Genomic DNA, 26,773 nt, shown 5'->3' on the forward strand with positions numbered 1-26,773 from the left:
TTCATTTTTACTCAGCGATACATGTCGTAATTATCATCGGGAGCAGGATTGTCGCGGCTTCGTGCGTAACTGTGCCCGGCATATGTTGCGGCGGCGATAATACCCGGAGACAGACAATCTCCGATACGCTCGACGCTTTCCAGACCATGATCGGCCCACTGATCTTTCATGGCGATGAGATCAAGCCAGAGTTGATTGGTCGGGAGCCTGGAGGTGACCGGAACCAGTGTCGCACAGTCGATTGTGCGATGCGCACCTGAATAGGAACAGGCAATATCGAGTGTGTCTTTCGTGCGTCCTGCAAGGTGATGCAGCGGGATAATTTCAATGCCTTTTTCTATCAGACGACGCTGCACGCGGCCCTGTTCGAGTGTGTGTTCGGTCCATGGAGCCACAATTGGAGCAGGGGTTACGAATGCCACCTTACGTCCTGACGAGGCAATCAGTTCTGCAAGAACGTTTGCCATATAGTAGCGGTCATCATCGAACACGACCACAGGCCCATCATTGGTGAGTGCGTCGACACCGTTTTCAAGAAACGCATTGACGCCAATGGTTGCGCCTTCAGTGAGATAGTTGAGTGGATCGCGATGCGCACGCCCCATGCCATCGTTACGCCAGCGGGCACCAGTGGCAATCGCCACGTGCGGGATACCATAGGATAGAATGTCTTCTGCGGTGAGGCGGCTATCGAGATAGAGCTGGGCATTTGGTGCCTGCCGCAATTGACCAAGACGCCAGTCACGAACACGACCCCACGCTGCGAGGCCCGGAAGCCTGCATTCCTGTGCAACGCGACCGCCCCATTCCTGTGCGGCATCGGCCAGCATGACATCGGCTCCGCGCTGCGCCATGGCACGTGCTGCCTCAAGTCCCGAGGGGCCACCACCGATGATGAGCACCGATTGCTGTTTTTCAAGGGTAGGGATGAGTTCCGGATGCCAGCCTTTGCGCCATTCTTCACCGATGGTGGGGTTTTGCGTGCAACGCATTGGAGCCACAGTGTTGTCGCTCGCAGTGCAGATATTGCAGCCTATGCATTCGCGGATATCATCAATGCGACCATCGCGGATTTTGGCTGGCAGGAAAGGATCGGCAATCGATGGCCGCGCCGCACCGATCATATCGAAAATGCCTTTCCTGATGGCGCGGACCATGGCGTCGGGGGAGGTATAACGTCCTACACCTACAACTGGTTTTGAGGTGAGGGGTTTCACGAATGAAACGAAATCTTCCTGAAAGCCTTCCTGCGAAAAGCGTGATGTCTGGCTGTCATTCGACCAGTTGGAGAGATTGACATCCCACAGATCGGGCTCATCCGCGAGAGCCGCAATCACATCGCGCCCTTCACCGTCATGCGTTAGTCCATCAGCGCCCAGAAACTCCTCGACGGCAAACCGAACTGCTATGGCGCATTTATCACCTACGGCGTCGCGTGTGTCTGCAATCACCTCACGGAAGAGGCGCAGGCGATTTTCAAAGCTGCCGCCATATTCATCGGTTCGCTTATTGTATCGATTAAGCAGGAAATGCTGCAGCAACGTCATGTCATGACCGGCATATACATAGATGATATCGAAGCCTGCACGTTTCGCCCGCAATGCGGCATCGCGATGCCATTTGCGAAATTGTGCAATGTCGCTTTTATCCATCGCGCGCGCCTGCACCGGATCTTCCACATCGACCATGATATCCGATGGACCAATGGGTGAGAGACGCGTCAGGCGGTTAGCGATATGGATGCCGTTGTGCACGAGCTGGATTGCAGCCAGACTTCCATGTTCATGGACAGCATCGGTCAGCTGGATAAGGCGTGGAATGTCCTTGTCGTCCCATAGTCGACCCTGATTGGATGGAGTAATATCGGAAGTGGGATGGATTTCCGTTTCCTGCGTCGCAATCACGCCCCAGCCGCCTTCTGCCTTCATGCGTCGCATGTGACGGTCGGCATCGGGATAACGATGACCCATGCCGCTGCAATGTGGTACCTGATAAAAACGGTTGGGTGCGGTGACAGGGCCGATTTTAATGGGTTCAAACAATATATCGTAACGTGGGTCGCGCATGGGCATAGTTCCATTGTTCCGGAAAGTGCGAGCCTTTGCGCCGCCTTTGCCGGTTAAATTTGAGTTGTTCTGTTTGTCAGAGCGTGTCGAGATTAGTTCTTATCTTACACCCCCTTAACCGGTATGCGGCGCTCGATCCGGCCCATGGCAAGCACAAGGACGCATGTCAGTGCGAGATAGATCGCAGCCAGCAGGAAGAGCGGTTCATAGGTTAGGAGAGTGTCTTGTCGAACCTTGGTTATGACGCCGTAAATGTCGATGACAGTGATTGTCGCGACGAGCGGTGTTGCCTTGAGATGCAGCACAGTTTCGCCAACGAGCGTTGGCAGTGCACGATAAAAGGCGCGTGGAAACCAGATGCGGCGGAAGATTTTAAAACGCCCCATACCAAAGGCGCGGCCCGCCTGTAGTTCTCCTGAAGGAACGCCCGCAAAAGCACCGCGCATGACCTCGCCTTCATAGGCGGCAAAAGACATGGTGAGGGCAAAGAGCCCATAGGGCCATGCTTCACGCAGATAGGGCCAGAAGAATGACGAGCGTATGCCGGGGATCATCGGGAAGATAGAGCCGAGACCATAGTAAAGCAGCCAGAGCTGCAAGAGCAGAGGCGTGCCGCGAAATATCGTGCAAAATATGGTTGCTGGAGCTTTAAGCCACCAGGAGCCTGTGACTTGTACAATGCCGAGCGGTACGGCCAGCAGGAAGCCGATGATGACGCTGCCAAATAACATGAAAAGAGTGACACCGACGCCCGATATGATGCGTGGCAAATAGCGTGGAAGCCAATCCCATTCGCCCATATAGACGGCAAGGCCAATAGCGATTGCCAGCAATGCCAGCAGTATAATGCGATGCGGCTGGAGCCAGTCGCGAACTGCAGGAAGACGTGGCGTGGTTACGCTCATATCCATTTCACCGAGCCTCCGGGAAACCGCGTTTAAAATAGCGTTCGAGTGCGCGAAGGAACGTCGTCGAAAGTAGCGTAATGCCGAGATAGATCGCACCCGCCGTGAGGAAGAACAGCAGGTAGGCTTTGGTTGCGCCTGCCGCCTGTCGTGTCGCCAGCGTGAGTTCGGTAAAGCCAACAACGGCAAGAAGTGCGGTGTCTTTGGTCGCAATCAGCCAGAGGTTTGAAAGGCCTGGAATGGCGAATGGCAGCATCGCAGGCACGGTGATGCGGCGCATGACTTTGACGGGTGACATTCCAAAGGCTCGCCCCGCTTCGATTTGTCCGGGAGCAATCGAAAGAATTGCACCGCGCATGACTTCTGTTGCATAGGCGCCTTGAACCAGACCAATCACAACGATGCCAGCGACGAGACCGCTGATATCGACTGAGCCATATCCTAGTTTGCCCATGATCGTGTTGAGAAACTGAGTGCCTGCATAATAGAGAATAAGGAGCAGAACGAGTTCAGGGATGCCACGAACCACCGTTGTGTATACGGCGAGCAGGTCGCGCACGACCGGCCCGCCGTAGAGTTTTCCGGCCGCCCCGCAAACGCCAATCAGCAAGCTAAACAAATAACCTCCAACGGCAATTTGCAAAGTGTTCAGCAGCCCCAGGAGAAGTGCTCGCCCCCAACCCGGAGGGTCATAGGCAAGCAAGCTCCAGTCGACGATTACGGGGAAAACAGAATTCATCGCAGTGGCCTCGAAACGGGATTACTGGCCAAAGACGTCGAAAGTGAAATACTTCTTCGCCACGCGATCATACGCACCGTTCTCACGAATGGTTTTGATCGCGACGTTCAGCTTTTCACGCAGATCATCTTCGCCTTTGCGGATCGCAACCCCGACGCCCTGACCCAGAATGCCTGGATCATCTGCGGGTGTGCCTTTGCTTTCGCAACAGGACTTGCCGACTTCTGTATTCAGAAAATCGCTGAGCGCGCTGCTGTCTGCCATCACGGCATCAAGACGTCCCGCTGCGAGGTCGTTGTTCGCTTCGTCCTGTGTCTGATATTCTTTCAACGTCGCACCCTTGGGTACGAAATATTTTTCTACATAGGCCTGATGGGTCGTGGAAACCTGCACGCCGATCGCTTTATCCGCCATACCTTCGGGCGTAATATCGAAGGCGACGTCCTTGGCGGAGATAATCATCGGCGGAATCTTGTAGTACTTATCGGAAAAATCGACGCGCTTTTTGCGTTCATCAGTGATCGACATCGACCCCATAATCATATCGACCTTACCGCTGGTGAGGGCCGGAATGATGCCGTCCCATGCAATCGGAACGGTTTCGCATGTTAGTCCGGCTGCTTCACAGACCACATCGGCCAGCTCGATTTCAAATCCCTGCCATTTACCAGAAGCGTCCGGGTAGTACATTGGCGGATAAGGCTCTGCACCAAAGGCAACCTTCATGGTCTTAGCCTGGGCGGTTGGAACGATTGCTGTTGCAGCTAAAAATGCGACTGCACACGCCTTGATTATTGTCCTCATTACTTCCTCCGTTTTGTGGTTCCCTATTGGGCCGCAGTCTTGCTGCTGCGGCTCCATCATCAGCTATGTGTAGAGCTGATGAACTTGCGCAGGCGTTCCGATTTCGGATCGCCGAATATCTGTTCGGGTGGTCCCTGTTCCTCAATTTGTCCGCCATGCAGAAACACAATCTTCGTCGCGACATTGCGTGCAAATTTCATCTCATGGGTCACGAGGATCATGGTGCGATGCTCTTTTGCCAGGTCGTGGATAACCGAAAGCACTTCGCCTACCAGTTCCGGATCGAGTGCAGAGGTTGGCTCATCGAACAACATCGCCAGCGGTTGTATAGCGACAGCGCGCGCAATAGCTGCACGCTGCTGCTGACCGCCAGACATGAAAGCCGGATAGACGTCGCGTTTTTCATAGAGCCCGACACGGCGTAAAATCACTTCTGCTTCAGCGATGGCCTGCTCTTTTGGGACACCCAACACATAAATTGGCGCTTCGATGATATTTTCCAAAACGCTCATGTGCTGCCAGAGATTGAAGTTCTGAAAGACCATGCCAAGGCTTGCACGGATGCGCTGTACCTGTCGCGTGTCGGCAGGCTCCAATGCATTACCGCGCGTGCGCATTCTGATCTGCTCACCATGAATGGCAATCGAGCCGGAGCTTGGAATTTCCAGCAGATTGATGCAGCGCAAAAGGGTGGACTTACCCGACCCGCTACCACCAATGATGGCGACGACATCTCCGGAGTTGGCTTCAAGCGACACGCCCTTCAGGACGTCAAGCGAGCCAAAACGTTTGTGTAAGTCCTTGACCGCGATTGCGCTGTTCGTGTCCGTCATTGGTCATTCGATCTCAAAAACTCAGCCAGAAATGCGGGTGCATTCTGGTCCGGGATCAAGCGGACGCACTTTGCCGTTAACGCACGAACTTGTCCGTGCGCGTTGGTGTGCGGCTCAGTTTTCGAGACTGCTCCTCAACTTGATTGCATTTTCCCCGCCGCCTTGTCGGAAACTCTCCTTAGGCAGTCATTTATGAGAGAAACTATACAGATGCATAATTGCTATGCAAGTGCATAATTTGACGCATCTTCACTTTGCCTTTTCTGTCATACATGCGACATATGGTGCACGCTCAGCAAAAGTTCGTAGCATCATTTCTCAGGATAGTGCTTAAAAACAAATAGTTAGAGCGATTTTGATTTGATCGGAGCCGTCCCAGGCACGAAGGAGATTCTGCGTTTCATGTCGAGCCTGTTCAAACGCGCCCCGGAAAATGAACGTCGTCGCGAGCTGATAGAGGCGACACTGGAAAGCATATCCGAGGTGGGCATTCAGGCTACGACAGTGCGTGCTGTTGCCGCTCGCGCTGGTGTAACCAATGGCCTGATCCGACATCATTTCGAGAATAAAGCGAACCTCATCATCGAAGCCTATCGCCGCACGATGGAACTCATAACGGCTTCCAGCATGGAAATATTGGAGTCCGGTGAGGGAAGGCCGCATCAACGCCTGTTGAAATTCATCAGGGCGACGTTGGAAGGGCAGGCTTCGGATTATCGGATGCTATCGCTTTGGGCGACATTTATTAGCCAAAACCGTGTTGATCCCATGATCACCGCCGTTCGCAATGAAAGTTACGCTAATCTGCGCCAAGCAACCGAACCACTTCTTGCGGAGGTTTTTACCGAGGAAGGGCGACCGTTTACGCGGATAGAAATCGAACGCGCCGCCATTTGCGTACACGCGATCCTGGATGGCCTATGGATTGAAGCTTGTCTCGATCAGACGCGAGAAAATACCGATACTTTTGTGACGCTGGCAGCTGAAATGATCGAGAAGGTTCTCGATATCAAACTTGATTGATTTCATCATTTGTCGGCGGGGCAAAAGCCGTCGCCGACAAATAGGGATGGCTGTCTCTATTCTTCGATGTCGACTTTCTCGAAACGGTGCGATCCGAGAGGCTCCATCACATAGTTTTTGACTTTCTTGGACATTGGCAACACTACAGTCGAATGGGCCAACGGAACCCAAGGCGCCTGATCGCTGATAATTACCTGTGCTTCCTGATATAGCTTTGTCCGCTCACTCTTGTCTGAGCTAATGCGCGCTTTCTGGAGAATATCTTCGAGAGGCTGATAACACCAGTTTGCATTATTGCTGCCTCCGACACCGGAGCAGCTGAAGAAGTAACTGAGCAGATTATCGGGATCACCATTGTCACTGGTACCTCCCAGAACAATGGCACCGTCGCGTTCCTTGTCTCGTGCTTTCTTGAGATACTCGCCCCATTCATAGGAGACGATCTCAACTCCGATGCCTACTTTGGCAAGGTCTGCCTGCATCAATTCTGCGGCACGCCGTGCATTGGGCATATAAGGGCGGCTCACAGGCATCGCCCAGATCTTCATCTTCAGGTCTTTGACGCCCGCTTCATCCAGCAATTTTTTTGCTGCATCGGGATCATAACTATAGCCTTTGATGTCGCCATTATAGCCCCACATAGTCGATGGCAGCACGCTTTGAGCTACCTCGCCCATGCCTTGATACACAGCATCGACGATTGCCTTGCGATCAACGGCCATATTGATCGCGCGGCGTACTTCAAGCTTGTCGAACGGCGCCGCAAGAGTATTCATCGCCAGATAAGCAACGTTCAGCCCCGGCTGTTCCATGACGGTCAGGTTGGGGTCGGTTTTTAGTCCGGCAACATCTGCGGGGGCCGGATAGGCCGCCACATGGCATTCTCCCGCCTGAAGCTTTTGCATACGTGTGGAAGCGTCTGTGGCAATCACAAAAATCAGATTGTCTATCTTGGGCGCGCCATCCCAATAATCGGTATTGGCGGCAAAACGAATAGCTGCATTAAGCTGATAGTCCACGAAGCGGAAAGGCCCAGTGCCAACAGGCTTGTGATCGAGATCTTCACGCTGTCCGGCCTTCTCCAGTTGTGCTGCGTATTCGGCCGACATGATCGAACCGAAATTAAGAGCGAGCTTTGCGAGCAGAGAAGCATCCGGCTGGTTCAGTATGAATTTGACAGTGTGATCATCAACCTTGATCACTTCCCTGATGATCGTGGGCATGTCCATCGCATTGAACATTTCCCAACCTGCACCAACGAAATAATTGTTCCATGGGTGTTGTTTGTCGAGTTGGCGATTATAGGTGAACAGCACATCATCAGCGTTGAATTCGCGCGTCGGTGTAAAACTATCCGTCGTGTGAAACTTCACGCCTTGGCGCAATTTCAACGTATATTCGAGGTTGTCATCGGAAATGGTCCAGCTTTCAGCGAGGCCCGGAACAACATTCGTTGCACCGCTTTCAAATTCAGTCAGTCGATCATAAATCGTCTCGGCAGATGCATCCCATGTGCTGTTGGTCGTATAAAGTGCTGCATCGAACCCTTCCGGGGAGCCTTCCGAACAATAGACAAGCGTCTTTGCCATTGCCGGGGCAATTGCCACTCCTGAAAGTGCTGCCGCTGCTACCAACGAAAGCAAAGTCCTACGCGTTCTTTTCGATTTTATTATCATTTTTGTTCCCTCTGTTTTTCTATGGCTATTGCTGCCGTTTATTCCATTCGGCCTTCTGTCGTTCCCAAACCACGGGCAGGCGCCCAAACCGGATCTGGTTTGGTCCAGAGAACGTCATTGCGGATCAGCTTCACGAGCTCACGGGCATGAAGGTCGAGGAACCGTTCACCCTTTTCGGCGGTTGCGCTGCGCGGATCACCCCATGTCCCGGTAACCGGCGCTCGTTCGGCGAAAGAATAGAAGCGCGAAACATCCGCCGGTACATCGACCGGGTGTTGTTGATTGCCAAAGGCTTGACCGAAGTTGTCGGACTTCACGGCATCGCCCGCTATTGCCAGCATGACAGAAGCCTCGCCCTCGCAGGCGTGGTGCGGGCCGCTATCGACATCAAAGATTTTTGCCGCGTCCCCGCTTGCCAGCATCCATGGTGTGGTGACGACAATTGGCATTGCGAATTCGACTGCTAATTCGCGCGCTGCAACCGCAAGCGGATCAATATTGCCGCCATGACCGTTGACGATAAAAAGACGCGAGAAGCCGATAGCCTTCAATGAGCGTACGATGCAGCGGATGACACGGCTCAGAGTTTCATAATCAAGTGTAATGGTGCCGCCAAATGGCAGATGGTGTTCACTCATGCCGAGCCATTGTCCGGGAAGAACGGCGATCGGAGTTTCGTCAGCCACAAGGCGTGCAGCGCGAATGGCCGCGGCAGAAGCACTGGCAGTATCCGTAATGACTGGTAGGTGCGGCCCATGTTGTTCTAATGAGCCTATTGGCAGGATGGCAAGCGCGCCCGGCTTGCCAGCAATCTCACGCAGGGCAGGTGCAGTCATGCGTGCCCACTCAACTTCCTTTGTCATATCCAGTCCTCTTCCCATTATTTCAAGTGGCGTGTGTGCCGGGTGGCTTCCACGTTACGTTTGCCGGCCTCTGGCATCGGTTGATAATGTGCGTGGTCTTCCGTCGAGCTGACGCAATGTGACCCGATCAAATTGTGCGACAACCGCGCAGGAATGATTGGGAAAGATGCGGACACGACTGCCGATAGCGGGTGGAGTTTCGGAGAAGCGAACAAAACCGTGCTCTTCGGAAAGCCGTTCGACTTCCCATGTTTGCAGAGCCCCGCTGTTTATACTCACGGCAACGCCGAAGCCACTCCCGCCCGAGCCATGGGCACCAAGGTCTGATGAAAGGGATTTTGAGCCGGCATCTACAATGAAGTGCTGATCATTATGGGCAACAACGGTTGCAATGACCGAAAGAGACATGTCATCCGCCGATGCGATGCCCAGTCGAAGGGCGGTGCGGTCCAGAAAAGCATAGTTTCCCGGTCGAATTTCGGTGATACCAGCAGGGATGGGCGCGCCCATACAAGTGGGCGTTGCACCAACAGAAATTCTTGGCACATCAAGGCCCGAATTTCTCAGCCGTTCAGCGTGTTCAAGCAATACTTGCGCTTCCGCATTGGCGATATTTGCCAGCTGCTCTGCAGACTTGCTGCCATAGGCGTGACCTGCGTGAGACAACAGTCCGGCAAATGTAAGATGAGGGTGTTTTGCAATCTGTTGGACCAATAGGTCAGATGCCGGGTCTTGCGGTTTGACGCCAACGCGGCCCAATCCGACATCGACTTTCAAGAAAACACCAAGTTTTACGTCGTGCGCTTTCGCTACGGCACCAATTGCATCAACACCGATTTCGTGTGCTGCAATGAACAGGAGTTCAGTCTGGCGAACCTTCGCGCTGCGCACCAGCCGGTCAATCGATTCTGATCGGACGATTGGATAGGCAAGCGCCACGGATGGTATGCCACCTTCAACAAAGACAAGCGCTTCCTCGGGCTTGGAAGCGGTCACGCCGATGGCGCCGAGTTCAAGCTGACGCTGTGCGATTGTGAGGCTTTTGTGCGTTTTGATATGCGGGCGCAAGGCAACTCCAGCCAGATCAGCACGCTTCTGCATTCCTGCGAGATTGCGCATCAGAAGCGCTTCGTCGATCTCGACATAAGGTGTCGGAAGGTCGGCAGGCGCTGGGCGGTTGAATGCATCAATTGCTGCAAGTTCAGTCAATGTTGTCTCCAACAATGGAATTGGCTGCAAGCATCGCTTCAGCCAGCTATTTCAGCTGTACCCTGAGGTAGTCGATACAGGTTTACACAGCTCTGAAAGGCAATCAATTAATTTTCTTATAGGAAACATAATTTTCGCAAAGTATTGTGCAAATTGGCCCTAATCAGCGAAACCTGTCCGCTCAATCAGCTTTGAACTTGATGGTTTGCTGATCGACCAGAGTGGAAACCAATTCGGTTTCAGGCGTAGAGCAAACACACAGAATTTGCGCAGGTTGCTCGCTGATGCTCAGATACGCATGGCCAGTCATGGCATCAAAATAGGCTGAATCCCCTTTTTTGAGACGCAAGGGTGCATAGATCTCCGAGTGAAGTTCCAGTTCGCCTTCGACAACATAGAAAAACTCTTCGCCCTTATGGCGAATGAGAGGTCCAAACTCCTCAAGAGTGCGTGCGTGCGCAATCGCCAGAATTGGGACCATTGCCTTCTTGTAAATCTCTGTACAAAGATAGAGATAGTCGTAATTCTGTGTGACGATCGATTTTCCTTCGCCGGATTTCGTATAGGTGCGCCGACCCATTACATTGGAAGCAGCATCGGGGCTGGCTATCGTGCCGAAAAGCTCGGCGATGTCGATATTCAACCCCTGAGCAAGCTCGATAAGCCGGTCGTAAGTGAGCTGCATCTGATTGTTTTCGACTTTGGAGAGGGTCGAGACGGCAAGCCCTGTCATCGCGCTCACCTCGGCGAGGGTCCAGTGATTGCGGTTGCGGATATCTCTCAGAATGTCGCCGAGGCTGGATTTCGCATCATTCATTCTTGACGTCTCCAATTTGCCTTCGGTCCGATCGCGCGGCACGCCGGTATTGCCTGCCTGCACTGCGTAAAAATCTTTAACTAGCACGAGCGGGTAATCAATATGCCATTGAAATGCAATCCAAGCCGCGCGTGCTAATACTTCTGGCTCGCGCAACTTATTATTGCGCGAGTGGATCGGCGACTCTTGGCCAATACGGCTTTTTCAGTTTGGTAAGCGGCAGATCTTCAAAGCGAGGCTGCAGGGCGCCCGGTGCGCCAACATAGAATATCTCGCTTGCAATGGGCTCGAAACCGGCCCGGAAATGGTTGCTGGATTTCACCACTATGATCTTCTTTTGCGATGGATCCAGCCCCAGTGCTGTCAAGCATTCGGGATGAAAAGTTTGAGTACGAACTGTGTTCAGAACAATGTCGATGCTTCCTGCGCTAACCCATACAGAATCACCGATACTTAATGGCGTGGGTCCAAAACGCTGGGTAATGTCGGACGCAATTCGTCTTATCGTGACGGTAAGATCAAGCGGATCACCGGATACTTTGCCGATCTTGCCGCCGATCCTCAGCTCCAGAGTTGCACCCTCACCAGCTTCGCGGCACATACGCACCGCAATTGGGTCCCAGTAAAGGCATGTAGCGACGTCTTCAATTCCGCGCTCGATGATGCGACGCAGAATAAAGGTGGAGTCACCAGGCGCTCCCCCTCCGGCGTTATCGGAGACATCAGCCAATACGACAGGGCCATTTTGTACGGCAATGGCACGATCCAGCGCATCGTCAATTGTGAGATAATCGCCACGCATCTGCTCACGCGCATCATATATTTCTCTGCCGAAGCTTTCAGCAATCCGCGCGGCTTTCTGAGGGTCGTTATCGGTGACAACAAGCGTTTTGGCACCAACATCGGCAACGTCGCCCCAGGGAAATCCGTGACCGAACGAGACAGCGAGGACGCCGTTCTGTCCTTCCAAAGCTTTCATGCGATCGACAATTCCGCGCAATGGAGCCCTGTGCGGATGAAAAATACTGACAAGACGGCAGTCGTAGGCAGCCATGGTCGGCTGAACTTTACCTGCCAGTGTGTCCTCCAATATCGCGAAAAGCTGTGCGGCAACGGTCTCGATATCCGTGTGTGGATATTCCTTGTAGGTCATGATCATCGACGCATTGGTGATCATAAGGTCGGTGATATGGCAGTGAAGATCGAGCTCAACAGCAATTGGAATCGTTGGCCCAACAAGCGCCCGTATGTGTGAAATCAAGTCACCTTCGACGTCATCATACCCATCGGCAACGCAGGCACCATGGAGCGCTAGCATGACAGCGTCGACGGGCATCGCTGCTTCAAGGTCATCAAGGATCGTCTTACGGAAATGTTCATAGACCGAGCGCGTTGTTCTTCCGCCTGGTTCGGCCACAGCACACAGGCTTTCAACCACCTTCCAGCCTTTACCCTGCGCGGCGTTACGCCAGACGAAAAGCTGAGACGAACAACAGTTCAATGGTTTGGTGGTCGCGTCGCCATAGGCGATCATGTTTTCCGCGAATGCCTCCAGACCCGTTTGCATAGGGGAAAACGTGTTGGTCTCAGTGTCCAGCCCGGCGATGAAAAGCTTCATTCTGATCTCTTAAGTGAAAGAATGGGATTTTCTAATAATAAAAATATGTTTATTGTCGGAAAGTCAAATTGATTACCCGTGCCCCATATCGTTAGGCTTACGGTCAACCAGAACTCTCGCCTGTTTTCTCCAAATTCTTACGATGGAATAGAGCTATGACAGACACAATCGTACTCGGGGCCGGTATGGTCGGTGTCTCCACTGCTCTTGCATTGCAGGAGAGTGGACATCAGGTGGTTCTTTTGGATCGCAGGGCACCGGGACAGGAGACCAGCTATGGCAATGCTGGTATTATCCAAACCGAGGCAGTGGAGCCTCATGCTTTCCCACGTTCAATACGCGAAATCCTGTCTGTTGCTCTAAAACGTGGTAACGATGTTGATTGGCGGATGCGTGACATGCCGATGCTGGCAAGACCACTTTGGCGGTATTTTGCCCAATCTGCGCCGGAGCCATATGCAAAAATTGTGGCGATCTATTCAAAACTGATTCTGCGGGCAAGCGAGGATCACGCCCGTTTCATAGCACCTGCAGGTGCGGATGAGCTGATTGTCCGAAAAGGCTGGCGGGCCGTATATCGGACGCCAGAGAAATTCGAGCTTGCTGCGGCGGCAGCCGAACGCTTGAACCAAGTATACGACGTGCCGAACATCGTCGTTGATGCAAGGGATATTGCATCGCTTGAACCGACGCTCCGCCGTCCGCTGGCTGGTGCCGTTCATTGGACTTCTCCCTGGACTTGTCGTGATCCGGGCGAGTTGGTGAAGCGATATGCGTCTCTTTTTGTTGCGCGGGGCGGAACATTGGCGAGTGGTGACGCAATGACGCTGAAGCAACATGATGCGAGCTGGCGTGTGCAGTCGCAGGATGGCCCAATAGCCGCCGAAAATGTTGTCGTCGCTCTTGGGCCGTGGTCGCCGAGACTTCTTCAGACCATGGGTTATCGCATACCGATGGTCTTCAAACGTGGCTATCATCGGCACTTTATCGCTCCAGATGGACCGCAAATATCAACATTGGACGTTGAAAGTGCGACTTTTATCGCACCGATGAATAAAGGGCTGCGTATTCTGACTGGTGCGCATATGACCCCGCCGGGCACACTGCCGTCGTCCCGGCAGATACTTCGCGCAGAGGCGGCTGCGGGCGAGCTTTTTCGCCTGAAGGAGCCTATCGAAGAAACTCCGTGGTTGGGAACGCGTCCTTGTATGCCGGATATGTTGCCGGTTGTGGGGCCAAGCCGCCATAAAGGCCTTTGGTTCCACTTCGGACATGGTCATCAGGGCTTTACGCTCGGGCCGACGACGGCGTCTCTTCTTGCAAAGCAGTTTGACGGAAACAATGTTGATCCGCTTATGCAATCTTTATTACCATCCACGCGCGACTGGTGCTGATGCCTTGCGGCGAGGGTCGGCCAGCGATCCGCCGTGATATTTCTTATGCCCACCCGCAATGAATTGTTTTGCGGGTGGGCAAGTATCGAAACTTAGCAATCAGAAGCGAACACGGAAACCGAGTGTTCCTTTGTAGCTATAGCTGTCGGCGAAATTCTCCAGACTGGTGTTAACCGAGCCTTCGCCGTAAATCGAGTATTTGTCGCTGTTCCAGTTGTAGCTGCCACCCAGACCTATACCACCCCAGAGGCGTTCATTCCTGCTCGCAAAACTTGTACCCGAGACATCGACCTTTGTTCCATCGAGGAACTCGTAATAGACGTTCGCGATACCGTAGAGATAGGTTCTGTTGATAAGGCCGTTGGCATTGTACCAGGAATTCTGCTGCTCAATTGACAGCCCGATCCGACCCTGAAGGCTGTCACCTTTATCAAGGCTGACGCGTGCATCGAAAGCATCATTGAAACTGTCAAAATCAACGCTCGAATAGGTCAACTGTGCCTGTGGCGTTACAGACCAACTCTCATTGATGGCAATACGCTTGCCGCTCTCTGCAGAGAAGGTATAGCCGAAGCCATTATTACTATCGGCCAGCCCCATATTGGCAAGGTTTGACATCAGATCGCTATCATACCAGGTGACCTGCGCCTGGCCATCGAGATAGAAACCATTGTCGCCATACCATGTCAGCGTGCCACCGAAACCATAGCCATCCGTCGAAATTTCGCCGTCACCATATAGCGAGCTCGTCTTTGCCTTGCCGTGGGCATAGTGAACCGTGATCCCGCCAATCAGCTTGCCATTTTCCGTTTCAGCCAGCATGCCGTCGAGTCCGGCCTGCATCTTGAATGTGTTGAAGCTGTACTCAGTTCCCGACGTAGAGAAGCGGGGATCGGCATTGGTATGAGCACCCTCAATGCGTCCCCACACGCCGCGACCTTCGATCATGTTGCCAGCTTCTTGCGGGGGTGCGTAAGGAGAGCCGATAGGATCGGCGCCTTCCGCAAGCATGATATTGCCAGATTTGCTCCAATAGCGATTACCGACACGCTGTTGCAGTGTTGGCAAGCTGTTCAGACCAAGCAGCAGCTGCGGGTAGGCTTCGTAGCTGGGAACGCCGGGCTGATAGATTGGGATTTCTTCACCGCCATCGGTTTCACCACCATCAGTCGGATCCTTGATGGTTGAGCGCAGATACCAGTCACCATCGGTTGGATTGGCTTTCCCGTTTTTATAAAGTTGATAGGCATATGCTCCGCCAACAACGGCAGGCGCATCTTGAAACTGATAGTCGCCGAGCAATGTGAATGTTGCATTGGATGCACCAGTAACATCAACAATTTTGATGCCTTCATTGGTCTGAGCGCCGCTGCCGCCCACATTCTTGACCGCCAGAATGCCGGTTCCGCTCGTATTGCCGTTCACGACAAGCCGGTCGGTGACTGAATTATCGTTGCCAAGCGCTGTCCCGATTAGCACTGTGCCGTTGTTGCCAATGTAATTGCCGGTAACAGTCAGCGTTGTGCCTGCGTTGGGTCCAAGATCGACAATTCCCGCGTTGCTCAGCGATGATAGCGATTGATTGAAATCATTCAGAGCAAGTATCCCTTGCTCGGCAACGGTGAAATCAGAATTGGAGCTGAAGTAGTTCGCACCGCCAGCCGCGAGTGTTCCAGTTTCGACAGAGGTCGTACCCGTGTAGGCGCTTTGCTTGTTGAGAACAGTGACGCCGGTTCCAATCTGGCGAACATTACCCGCCCCGGAAATCACTCCATCAAAGACCAGTGTGTCCGATCTGTTGAATGCCAGAGTTCCGCTGTTGGAAACATCGCCGACAATCGATCCCGATGTACCGCCATCTCCAAGTTGCAGAAGACCCGAGGCGATTGTGGTGCCACCGGTATAAGTTCCTGCACCTGTAAGAACCAGTGCGCCGTCGCCTGTTTTGGTCAGCGACCCTGTTCCGGCAATGCCACCTTGTTGGGTGAGCACAGTTCCTGCATCTGTCTCAATTGTCGCGTTGCCCACACCGATAGTCGTCGCGCGATTCATCGAGATGTTGCTGGTCGAATGCAATGTTCCGCCGTCAATGACCAGTTGGCCAGAGGCAGCTCCCAGATTGGCATCTGACGAAATCTGAACTGTACCGTCGTTGATCGTGGTTCCACCAGCATAGGTGTTGGTTCCACTCACGACGAGTGTACCTGTGCCAGTTTTTGTTAGCCCACCATCACCGTTAACAACACCAGCATAGTTCAGCGTTGTTGCGCCAACTGTATCGATCGTGCCACCACCAGCCTGCAGTACGGTAGCGCGATCTATGGTGAAATCGGCAGTTGTTCTCAGGGTGCCTCCATCAAAGGACATGCCACCAGCTGTATCGCCGAGGTTTGAATTGCTTGCGACCTGAAGCACACCGCCATTGATTGCTGTGCCGCCAGTATAGGTGTTGGTGCCTCCAAGAACGAGCGTACCCAAATCGGTCTTGGTCAGTTGAGTGTTTCCGGTAAGCACCGAGTTAATTGTAGCAGTATAACCGGCACCCGCAGCCGTACCATCACCGACGCGAATGATGGAAGATGGAGACCCAACCAATGTTATTGCATCGCCTGTAATGATATAGCCGTTGCTTGCAAACTGCATTCCAGACGCGCGTACGTCACCGACGCTATTGTCGACGGTTACAGTACCGGCAGTCGCCATGAAAATGGCAAATGCATCATCCTGATATGGCGCGTTGATCGTGCCCGTTGGCTCGGTCCAGTTGATGTTGTCACCGCCTGAACCAGAGCTCTGCCATGTGCCCGTTCCACCATTCACAGCACCGTTGCCAATAGCTCCGTTTGATGCGGGCCAGACGTCCCAGTAAGTCAGATTCAGGCCGCTGGTGTTAACCAGATTGACCTGATTAGCGACTGCAGTCTGGACATAAAAGCCACTTGCAGGGATGGTTCCAATCTCCAGGCCATTGTTGGTCAGAGTGCCATCATAGCTGATGACGCGATAAACACCGGGATCGAACGAACCGCCAGGAGTAGCAACAACATTGAGTGTTCCGTCGAGTGTCAGGTTTCCCTGCACTGTGGTCAAATCGTTGAGTGCGCCGCCGACTACATTGGCCTGTCCGAAACTATATTCGAGGGCGGAACCGCCGCTCAGTGCCAGGTTGCCGTTGATTGTCAGCGCTCCGGGAGTGGCTCCCGCCCGGCCGGGTGCCAGCGTGCCACCATCCTGTATCGTGACATCTCCACCAATGGTACCTACACCACCTAATGTTGCGCCGCTGCTTACGCTCGTTGCACCAGTTGCTGCGCTTTGATCTCCATTCACATAGAGCGCTCCGCCGGTTACAGACGTAGCGCCACCATAGGTATTCGCACCTTCAACGTTCAGAACGCCACCGCCTGCCTTGGTAAGGCCGCCCGATCCGGTAATCACTTGTGTGATATTGGTTGTGTTGCCGTTGGTATCGAATGTGCCACCGCCGGCGTTCAGCACAATGGCGCGACTGTTGGCGAGATCGAATGAAGTGTTAAAACGCAGCGCACCACCATCAAAAGTAATGCCGCCATTCGCATTGCCTAAAGCATTGTCCACCGAGATGGCGACTGTGCCTTCATTGATCCTTGTGCCACCGGAGTAGGTATTTCCCGCAGCTACAGCCGGGGTCAATGTCAAAACGCCAGCACCTGTTTTTTCCACTGCGCCGGTGCCAACTATCTGGCCTTTATAAGTACCGTCGTCGGGTTGGGTGAAGCGTACCAGTCCGCTGTTCTGCACATTGTTGACGTTGTCGGCGTCAGCGACTTTCACCGGAAGGCTCTGTGCACGTGCTTCAAGCACACCATCCGGGCGTACAATCACTGTGCCTGTGTAGCCGACATTATTGCCTGTCAGAGCCAATGTTCCGTCATTCACTGTAACAGTGGTGAAGCCGGTAAGGCTTCCACTTACGGTCCACAGACCATCACCATTTTTTGTTAGTGTGGTAAAATTACGAAGTGCACCTGCGAGCGTATCACTTGAGCCCAATATCCCTTGAAGAATAAGATCGTTAACGCCGCCGCCGCCATTAATGTTGCCAGTCACAACAGAATTGGGCTCAAAGGTGAGTGTATCGTTGCCGCCTGCAAAACTCAGATCGCCGACGACCTGTCCACCGGTACGATTGATGAAGTTAATGCCCGCACCACCATTGGTCCCGATGACGCTGCCGCCACCAAGCCTTTGAATCGTGCCGTAATTGTCGACGGTGTTTTTTGCACCCGTTGCCTGATCTTCAAACCAGATAGCTGCGCTGCTTTGCCCCTGAATGAGACCACGATTGATAATTGTATTACCAAAGCCGTGTACGTTGACAGCCTCGGCACGCGTGTTGGTGCCGTTGGCAATTACCTGACCGCCTTGTTCAATGGTGAGCCGACCATTGCTGCCAAACTCTATCGTATTAGGGCCGGTACCGAATGGACCAGAACCGCTAGGGGTGGAGTTATTTGTGACGCTCGCCCCGTTACGTACGTTGATTACACCGCCATCGCCGATACTGATCGCAGGCGTATTGTTGGTATTAATTTGTGCACCTGACTGAACATCAACCGAGCGGTTGTTGTCTGTGCGTCCTGTGCCGACCATTGTCGTCCACACGGAAGGTGCCGTTGACGTACATACAGTCGCACTACCAGTCGTTGTGCAAGCCGCTCGCGCCTGCGTCGGGACGAGTGTCAAGGTCACCGGAAGGAAGACTGTAAAAGCGAGTGCGGAACAAGTAGAAAGAAGGGCGCATTTACGGTGCAGCATGCCGTACTCCTGAATCAGCTTATTTAGGCCTAGCTAACACAACGGAATACAATTTGGGGTAGCATATTTGCAACATTAACCATGTTTTCTATGAGATATACGATTTTTTGTTGTAAAATCAGAAGCTTAAGATTTCCCTCGCGCACCTCAGAATTGTGGAAAATGGTTGTAGATGAGACCTGACCCGTGTGCTGAAAGAACAAATTATAGTTGGACGGCAGGTAATCTGTGCTGAGCAGATTAAACTGGCTAAAGTAAACTATAGACATATATTGTAAGCCGATTGTTTGTATGTATTAGCCATTCGACTCAATCTTAGGGTGTGCTATACGATCATCTGTCATGTGATGGAATATTGTAAAATAAAAGTTTTATGATTTATCTATCAGATAAATAAGTAGAGTATTTTAACTAAAATCGATTGCCAACATATTGGTGATGACGAACCGCTCAAGTCAGAATACGATAAATTTCGTATCACAAGTCGAGCGTTTCCCTTTCATGTTGGATCGTATTCGCATGAGTTGAAGTAATTTCGCGCTAATGGCTCCAACTTACCGTGCTCACATCAAACGCCTGGCAGTTTCCCCAAGCTATGGGTCGCCATCAACAGCAGCGGGTACACATGCCCGAAGAACATTGGAATGAATTTTCGACATATCTGCCGATCTCCATCGACAGATAATTTGAACCAGCAACCAAGCGATTTGAAACGCTGTTCGATTCAATCATTAAATGAAACGCTCTAATAAAGCTGCGAAAGGGTTTCTTTCGCAGCTTTTTTTATTGAATAAGGAAATTTTTTAAAAGAAGAGAAATAGACCTTATGGTCTAAATCTAACCGCACAAAATCCATAACTGACTTATAAAGATTAGCGAATTGGCTCGCAAAGCCCTTTATCTGGCTGGAGATTTTTATGATAAAGCTTATCACGCTTACCTCGTTAGCTGTTACCATGCTCTCTTCGACGGTTCTGGCTTCTGGCTCAGGTTCCATCGATGCGATCACGTTGTCTTCGGGTGGCGTAGCGGAAATATACAGAAAACCTAGTGTTTCAGACAGCGGAATTGTCGAGATCGAAGTTCCACTGAACCAGGTCGACGATGTGCTTAAAAGTCTCGTCCTCAAAGGCGGAAAAGGTGCGATAAAAAGCATTTCTCTCGCAGGCCCAAACCCACTTGATGAGGTCTTCCGGCAGCTTCCTTTCAAGCCATCGAACTTTTCCTCTGTTGCAAATCTGCTTTCCTCAATTCCGGGCACATCAGTAACAGTTTCAAGCGGTGGAAAGACCGTGAAAGGCAAAGTGCTGGGCGTTGAAACGGTTGCTAATGCCGATGATGCGAAATTTCATCTTCTGACTGTGCTGGATCAGAATGACCAGATTCAGACCATCATGCTGGGTGACGATACATCGCTTAGCGTTGACGACGCCGAGATGAAATTGAAGCTTGCAAATGCCACTGTGGCCATGGGACGAGGGAGCAATGATAGCTCCCGCTTAATTCGCATCGCCGTCAATGATATTTCTGAGGCCAATTCCCGTTTGGCCTATGTGGTTGCTTCGCCTATCTGGAAGACGGCTTATCGTATTTTGACTCTGCCAGATGGCAAGGCGCGACTTCAGGCATGGGCCGTTGTCGAGAATGCCAGTGGTGAAGATTGGAAAGACGTCAAGTTGACCCTTACCTCCGCTGATCCTGTCACATTAACGCAACGCCTTCACCAGATTTACTGGAAGGATAGGGCTGAGGTCATTGTAAACACGGCGACAAATAATGTGGTCGATGCGGATACCGGAAATCTCTCCAATAGAGTGCAGTCGCGCCCGTCTGCCAGCGATGAGGCTGCGGTATATGAGAGCGATGCAAAAATGATGAACACCATGCGTGTTCCAGCGCCTGCCATCAGCGGTTATGGGGGTGGTTCGGCAGCGGAAGACACAAGTGGTGCGGTTGCAACTGCATCTGAGAATGACACGAGTGCAAGTTTTGAACTCCCTGGCACATTTAATCTGACAAATGGTGACAGCTTGTCAGTACCGATTGCCGATGCGCAGATCGATGCTGAAATGATTTCAATTTATCGCAGCGGTAACAGCAATATTCATCCGGTGGCAGCGATCATGCTGAAGAACTCGACCGATAACAGCATGCCCGGCGGTATATTGACTGTTTACGATAGCAATGCCGGTTATGTTGGCGATGCTCAATTGTTGAGCCTACCAAAGGATGACACGAGGATCGCCGCCTTTGCGACGGATCGCAAGGTGACGATAACGCAAGATCAGGAACCAACGAGACAGATCACCGATGTTAAAGTCGTTGATGGCGTCGTTCACCTCTCACAAAAAGTGCGCGAGACTACAACCTATCGTATCTCCGGCGCTCTTGATGCCGACAGGACGGTCATTATTGAACATCCTGTTCGGAATGGCTGGTCGTTCTCTTCGCAAGCTGAAGATGGCAGAACGGCATCTCAACATCGTTTGAAAGCTTTGGTTAAAGCGGGGCAGGAGCAATCGGTCGTTGCGGTCGATGAGCAGGTTCGGAGTGAGAGTTTTGGACTTGTTGATGTAGATCCTGCTGCGCTTTTGAGTTGGTCGTCCTCTGCCTCTGATAAGGGCGTTGCAGATAAATTCAGCAAGCTCGCTAACGTTCGACAGCAGCAAATTGACATACAGCTTGCTCTTCAAAGAGCTGATGAAAAACTTCAGGACCTTCAAGGTGAGCAGGAGCGTATCCGCCAGAATATTGCAGCGGTTCCTGAGAACAGCGACCTGAAAGCCAAGTATCTGACTATGCTTGAGCAAAGTGAGAGCTCGATTTCGGAAGTGTCGAAAACCCGAGATGAAAATAAGGCGGATATCGATCGTTTTACGAATGACATCCGAGAGCAAATACGGAACTTCTAGAACAATGCGCAAGAGACACGTGCTGGATTGAGTTATCCGGCTTGCCAATAATTTCATGGATACCAACTAAAATAGTGTCCATGAAATGGAGTTTGCAGCAATCAACGCAGGCTATGAGAGAAGAGACGAGCGCCCGTGCTTGGCTGCGTGTTAGCCTTGAGAATGTCTTCCAAATTCGGAACTCAATTTTTCGATTGAGACATAGGTAAAAACAAATAGATAGAGCCGTTCTAATGACGCTCTACTTGTTGCTAGTGTATATTGTGACTGTAGACCAAAAAGGACACTATTGTGGTCAATGCGCCAATAGCCGCCAGCAGAAAGGCTCGTCGGGAAGTCCGACGATTTTTGATGTTCAGACCGATCGATGTCGTGATCAGTGTCCATAAAATCAAAAAAGCCAGAAGTAGCAATGTGTAGACGGGTTTGGATAGGTCATAGCCACCTCCACCAATTGAGGGGGACTGAGGCGGTGTTGGATTCAGCAACCAGTTGAAGCCACCTGTCACTAGAGCGAAGATAGCTATCCAGAAGAAAAATAGACGATCTTTCAACTTTGACTCCCCGGATGACGAATAGGTTCTGATTGATGCGCCATTGAACTCTCATCCGGTAACGATTAGGGCTTCATTGGTTTTGATACGCCAATTGACAGGTCAAATGCAATCGGCAGAAATGTAAGTTTCATTCAGCTACTCAGCTCGTCGGCTCAGAGCTGCACCATTCAAACATTTGGGTGATACATTTGCTTTGTGCCATTCTCATATGTGTGCGAACCAGCTACCTGGTCCAATCCAGTTTAGACAAGGTCCATGCATCGAAATGAATGACGGCATATCGAACCCCATTGCAGGGGTGAGGAGCGATCATCTGGCGGATGATGTGGTTCTGGATTACAATCATCCAATAAACGCAAACATCTATCTTACAGTAGGGTCAGCGCGTCATTAGCAGGCGCGGGTATTGATTCAATTATCAACGCTGACGCATCAATTTGGGCCGGAGGATTTGCCAATGTCGTTGTTAACTATTAGTTCTCGGAGTTGTTCAGAGAATATTGGTCCATCGATGGTCCTGCGGGTATCACAAATTCTATTGTTGGCTGCCGGAATGTTGTCCGGCTCTTCCCAGACAGCTTGGTCGCAGGAGACAGATGCAATGTCGGCTAAAACGTCTGATCCTCGCGTGCTGGGCTGGATGGAAGGTGCTCCTCCGGCTGAAGATAAGATTATTCGCTTTTCTGATCCCGATTATTTTAGTTTTCCGAAAATGCGCTGGACCGTCTGCCATTTTCGTCAGTTAATGCCGACGATGAATGTCAGCCGTGGCATAGGTGCTCCAGCGCCTTTGGTGCAGCAGCCTGATCCAGCGATTGATGCCGTGACTTTCAACCCGCTGGGCAGCGATAAAACAATGACGTGGGCACAGTCATTTGATGAGAACTATACCGATGGGATCATTGTTCTGCATCGGGGCGTGGTTGTCTATGAGCGCTATTCCGGCTGTCTGGACGTTTCAGGTCAGCATGGGGCAATGTCCGTAACCAAATCAATTACTGGTTTGCTGGGTGAGATGCTGGTGGCGGATGGTACGCTCAATGAAGCGACAAAAGTCAGCAGCCTTGTGCCAGAGCTTGCGAAAAGTGCATTTGGAGATGCGACTGTCAGGCAGGTATTGGATATGACCACAGGCTTGAAGTACAGCGAGGATTACAGTGATCCGAATGCGGATGTTTGGATATACTCGGCGGCAGGCAACCCTTTGCCGAAGCCCTCTGATTATAATGGGCCGCGCAGCTATTTCGACTATCTGAGAATGGTCCGTAAACAGGGTGAGCATGGAGAAGCTTTTGGCTATCGGACTATAAATTCTGATGCGCTTGGCTGGATTATTGCGCGCGTTACGGGAAAGTCTGTTGCAACGCTATTATCGGAACGTATCTGGAGCAAATTGGCGACTGAGCAGGATGCCTATTATACGGTCGATTCCATCGGGACACCCTTTGCTGGCGGCGGGTTCAATGCCGGATTACGCGATATGGCGCGTCTGGGGCAGCTATTGTTGAATGATGGTGTGATCAACGGCGAGCGTCTTATACCTGTCGCTGCCATTGCCAGTATCAAGGGCGGCGGCGATAAGAAGGCATTTGAAAAAGCTGGATACAAACTACTGCCAGGTTGGAGCTATCGCGGCATGTGGTGGGTTTCGCACAATGCAGATGGAGCTTACACGGCGCGCGGAGTACACGGACAGGCGCTTTATATAGACCCCAAAGCTGAAATGGTGATTGCGCGTTTCGCCTCACATCCGCAGGCCGGAAATGCGCATAATGATCCAACCTCTTTGCCTGCATATCAGGCGGTTGCAGATTATCTCATGCAAAAGCCGGAGCCTTGATAGAGGCACCGGCTGATACACATGATTAGTAATGCTCCATAGCTTCCTGCCGGATAACGGAGCTCATTCCTTCTGAGAGAATGGCCGTCAGCATATCATTGAGTTCAGTGCCGAAGGCCCCACTCGTCAATATGGCTGGAAGAATGTCAGGACAGACGAGCGCTACTGCACGAATAATATCGTCTGGTGTTTCCACGGCTTTCAACGCAGTCTGAAGCTCAAGTGCTTTCGGGTCGTTGAGCGGTATAGGCTGGCCGTCGTGATCCTTTTGAACGAGATAAGCGAGCCAGGCAGCCAACGAAAATACAAAAGGGCGTATCGATCCACCAGCCGCAATTGTCTCCAATGCCGGAGCCGTTATGCGTTGGGGAAGCTTTTGTGTCCCATCCATTGCGATCTGTGCTGTAGAGTGGGCAATCGCCGGATTGGAAAATCGTTCGGCCAGGGCAGATGCATAGCCGTCGAGATCAATAGTTAGTCCCTTCACAGTTGCCGCGGCTGCTGCAAGATGGCGCTGAACGAGAGCGGCATGGTCGGGGTCTGCCATCACATCGCGCACAAATGTTTTGCTCGACAACTGACCACTGTATGCCAGCATGGAATGGGCACCGTTCAGCATCCGAAGTTTCATGCGTTCATATGGAGTAACGTCATCGACAAACAGGACGCCTGCGCATTCCCATTCTGGTCGCCCAGCGCAAAACTGATCCTCGATTACCCATTGAGTGAAAGGTTCGGTCTCTACCGCAGCATGGTCTTCCCGCCCGGTTAGCTCAGCCGCAATTCTTGCTGTATCGGCATTGGAGGCTGGTGTGATGCGATCCACCATGGATGATGGAAAGCTGACATTGTTTTCTATCCAATTGGAAAGCTGCTCTCCGCGGGTTTCCCGCGCGAAACTCAATACTGCGTTACGCAGTTTCTGGCCGTTATGAGATAGGTTGTCACAGCTTAACACAGTGAATGGCGGCAATTCCGACAGCATGCGGCGGGCGAGCGCCGCGACAATCAGGCCGATCACACCGCTTGGGGCATCAGGATTTGCAAGATCGGCAACGACAGCAGGATGGATGCGATCCAGCTGACCATCACTGGTGATGCCATATCCTTTTTCTGTCACCGTCAGACTGACAATGCGGCAGTTGGGCGATGTCATGGCGACCAACGCATCACGATGGACATCAGGCCCGGCCAATACTGTTTCCAACGCTCCGATCACACGCGCTTCGGTAACCGCGCCGCGTGTGATCATCGTGTAGCGACCGTTCTGCGGGTTCAAACTGTCAGCAACTGCCGTTCCACGCAGCGACACACCGATTACGCGCCAATCTCCACCTTTTTGCGCCAGAACAGTATCGGTATAAGACAGCAGATGGGCACGGGCAAAATTACCAAGCCCCAAATGAACGATACCGGCCGCATGGTTTTCCGGTGTATAACCGGGCCATGTGGCTGGAGCTCCTTCATTCGCTAGTGCTGATAGCCTTATCATTCAACGACCCTGACATCCGGATGTGACAGCGCGGTCATGATCCCACGCAACTCCGCCAGGCCTTTCAACCGACCGATGGACGGATACCCCGGTTGTGCCCTCCGGTTCAGATCGTCAAGAATATCCTGACCATGATCGGGGCGCATAGGAATTTGCCAGTCTTTACGACCGGCGGCTTTGCGCCGATTTTCCTCCGCCAGAATGGCCGCTATCATTGCAACCATATCAGTGTGACCTTCGAGGTGAGCCGCTTCATGGAACGAACCGCCAAGGTGAGGATCTTCAAGCGCAACGTTGCGCAGATGCAGGAAGTGCACCCGTTCACCCAGACGTTTCATCATGCCCGGCAGATCATTATCGGCTCGTGTTCCCAACGATCCGGTGCATAGCGTGATGCCATTTGCTGGAATGTTCACCGCGTCCATCACCGCTTTGTAATCAGCTTCGGTAGACATGATGCGTGGCAACCCCAGAAGCGGAAACGGAGGATCATCCGGGTGGCAACACAAACGTACACCGAGTTCTTCTGCCAGCGGGCTTACCTCGGCTAGAAAATCGATCAGGTGTCCCCTGAGGCGCTCAGGTGAAATATTGTCGTAATTTGCCAGGTGAACCTTCACGTCCTCCATAGACATGCGTTCGGCAGCACCGGGCAGGCCGAACACGACATTGCCGGAGAGCTCGAGACGCCGAGCGTCAGACATCTCCGCAAAACGCTTGCGTGCCGCCTCGAGAACCTCTGAGCTGTAATCGTCTGATGCACCTTCGCGCTGTAGAAGAAACAAATCGAAGGCAGCAAAATCAATGGCGTCGTAGCGCATGCAAGTTGCGCCATTTGGCAATCGATAGGCCAGATCGGTACGCGTCCAGTCAAGGATAGGCATAAAATTATAACAGATGACCTCGATCCCCGCGTCGTGCAGGTTGCGCATTGAGGTCTTCCAGTTTGCGATATGCGTCTTCCAGTCACCCGTCTGGCGTTTGATGTCCTCGGACACAGGAAGGCTCTCGACGACCTCCCACCTCAGACCGGAAGCATCCCCGTTCTTCATACTGGCGATATCTGCTTTTCGCTTCTCAATTTCCACCGGCGACCAAACCGAACCGGTTGCAACATGGTGCAGGGCCGTCACGACACCTTCTACTCCCGCCTGCAACATATCATCGATGGATACCAGGTCCTTGGGGCCGAACCAGCGCCAGGTCTGTCTCATATTGTCGTCTCTCT

At 52.3% G+C, this 26,773-nt stretch carries 17 protein-coding genes; 4 read left to right on the forward strand and 13 right to left on the reverse strand.

Annotated features, from left to right (window positions below; genetic code table 11):
* Positions 1 to 11: 11 nt before the first annotated feature.
* From CEV32_RS02510 to CEV32_RS02530, 5 genes are all read right to left on the reverse strand, one after another.
* Complete coding sequence (locus tag CEV32_RS02510) at positions 12 to 2,072, reverse strand: oxidoreductase (RefSeq protein ID WP_094573871.1); 2,061 nt, start codon at positions 2,070 to 2,072, stop codon at positions 12 to 14.
* A gap of 98 nt (positions 2,073 to 2,170) precedes the next feature.
* On the reverse strand, positions 2,171 to 2,977 hold the full coding sequence (locus CEV32_RS02515; protein ID WP_094573872.1) for an ABC transporter permease: 807 nt from the start codon (positions 2,975 to 2,977) through the stop codon (positions 2,171 to 2,173).
* A 1-nt stretch (position 2,978) separates the two neighbouring features.
* The gene (locus CEV32_RS02520) at positions 2,979 to 3,710 is read right to left on the reverse strand and encodes an ABC transporter permease (protein WP_094573873.1); all 732 of its coding nucleotides are present in this window, start codon (positions 3,708 to 3,710) and stop codon (positions 2,979 to 2,981) included.
* Between the two features lie 21 nt (positions 3,711 to 3,731).
* Entirely contained in the window at positions 3,732 to 4,514 is a 783-nt protein-coding gene (locus CEV32_RS02525) for a transporter substrate-binding domain-containing protein (protein WP_094573874.1), read from the reverse strand.
* Between the two features lie 59 nt (positions 4,515 to 4,573).
* Positions 4,574 to 5,347 carry an ABC transporter ATP-binding protein gene (locus CEV32_RS02530; RefSeq protein WP_094573875.1) on the reverse strand — a complete coding sequence of 258 codons (774 nt, stop codon included), beginning with the start codon at positions 5,345 to 5,347 and terminating at the stop codon, positions 4,574 to 4,576.
* A 402-nt stretch (positions 5,348 to 5,749) separates the two neighbouring features.
* Between CEV32_RS02530 and CEV32_RS02535 the strand changes: the two genes are divergently transcribed.
* Positions 5,750 to 6,370: a TetR/AcrR family transcriptional regulator gene (locus tag CEV32_RS02535; RefSeq protein ID WP_094573876.1), complete on the forward strand. Its 621-nt coding sequence runs from the start codon at positions 5,750 to 5,752 to the stop codon at positions 6,368 to 6,370.
* A gap of 56 nt (positions 6,371 to 6,426) precedes the next feature.
* On the opposite strand, the gene CEV32_RS02540 is transcribed toward CEV32_RS02535, so the two are convergent.
* The 5 genes from CEV32_RS02540 to CEV32_RS02560 all read right to left on the reverse strand — a co-directional run bounded on the left by CEV32_RS02540 (position 6,427) and on the right by CEV32_RS02560 (position 12,553).
* Complete coding sequence (locus CEV32_RS02540; protein WP_094573877.1) at positions 6,427 to 8,046, reverse strand: ABC transporter substrate-binding protein; 1,620 nt, start codon at positions 8,044 to 8,046, stop codon at positions 6,427 to 6,429.
* A 38-nt stretch (positions 8,047 to 8,084) separates the two neighbouring features.
* Entirely contained in the window at positions 8,085 to 8,909 is an 825-nt protein-coding gene (locus tag CEV32_RS02545; protein WP_094573878.1) for a creatininase family protein, read from the reverse strand.
* Between the two features lie 54 nt (positions 8,910 to 8,963).
* Positions 8,964 to 10,118: an alanine racemase gene (locus CEV32_RS02550; RefSeq protein ID WP_235818694.1), complete on the reverse strand. Its 1,155-nt coding sequence runs from the start codon at positions 10,116 to 10,118 to the stop codon at positions 8,964 to 8,966.
* Between the two features lie 181 nt (positions 10,119 to 10,299).
* Positions 10,300 to 10,935: a helix-turn-helix domain-containing protein gene (locus CEV32_RS02555; RefSeq protein WP_094574447.1), complete on the reverse strand. Its 636-nt coding sequence runs from the start codon at positions 10,933 to 10,935 to the stop codon at positions 10,300 to 10,302.
* 160 nt (positions 10,936 to 11,095) lie between these two features.
* Positions 11,096 to 12,553, reverse strand: a complete 1,458-nt coding sequence (locus tag CEV32_RS02560; protein WP_094573880.1) for a M81 family metallopeptidase — start codon at positions 12,551 to 12,553, stop codon at positions 11,096 to 11,098.
* A 155-nt stretch (positions 12,554 to 12,708) separates the two neighbouring features.
* Between CEV32_RS02560 and CEV32_RS02565 the strand changes: the two genes are divergently transcribed.
* Positions 12,709 to 13,947 (forward strand): NAD(P)/FAD-dependent oxidoreductase, encoded by a 1,239-nt coding sequence (locus CEV32_RS02565; RefSeq protein WP_094573881.1) that lies wholly within the window; start codon positions 12,709 to 12,711, stop codon positions 13,945 to 13,947.
* Positions 13,948 to 14,046: 99 nt separating this feature from the next.
* Here the strand turns inward: CEV32_RS02565 and CEV32_RS02570 are convergent, their stop codons facing one another.
* Entirely contained in the window at positions 14,047 to 18,744 is a 4,698-nt protein-coding gene (locus CEV32_RS02570) for an autotransporter outer membrane beta-barrel domain-containing protein (RefSeq protein ID WP_094573882.1), read from the reverse strand.
* A gap of 917 nt (positions 18,745 to 19,661) precedes the next feature.
* Between CEV32_RS02570 and CEV32_RS02575 the strand changes: the two genes are divergently transcribed.
* On the forward strand, positions 19,662 to 21,656 hold the full coding sequence (locus CEV32_RS02575) for a DUF4139 domain-containing protein (protein ID WP_094573883.1): 1,995 nt from the start codon (positions 19,662 to 19,664) through the stop codon (positions 21,654 to 21,656).
* A gap of 1,158 nt (positions 21,657 to 22,814) precedes the next feature.
* Entirely contained in the window at positions 22,815 to 24,053 is a 1,239-nt protein-coding gene (locus CEV32_RS02585) for a serine hydrolase domain-containing protein (RefSeq protein ID WP_094573885.1), read from the forward strand.
* Between the two features lie 25 nt (positions 24,054 to 24,078).
* On the opposite strand, the gene CEV32_RS02590 is transcribed toward CEV32_RS02585, so the two are convergent.
* Entirely contained in the window at positions 24,079 to 25,545 is a 1,467-nt protein-coding gene (locus tag CEV32_RS02590) for a mannitol dehydrogenase family protein (RefSeq protein ID WP_094573886.1), read from the reverse strand.
* On the reverse strand, positions 25,542 to 26,759 hold the full coding sequence (uxuA, locus tag CEV32_RS02595; protein WP_094573887.1) for a mannonate dehydratase: 1,218 nt from the start codon (positions 26,757 to 26,759) through the stop codon (positions 25,542 to 25,544). The genes CEV32_RS02590 and uxuA overlap by 4 nt, the downstream gene beginning before the upstream one ends.
* Positions 26,760 to 26,773: the final 14 nt, after the last annotated feature.

The organism is Brucella rhizosphaerae, assembly GCF_002252475.1.
Lineage (GTDB): Bacteria > Pseudomonadota > Alphaproteobacteria > Rhizobiales > Rhizobiaceae > Brucella > Brucella rhizosphaerae.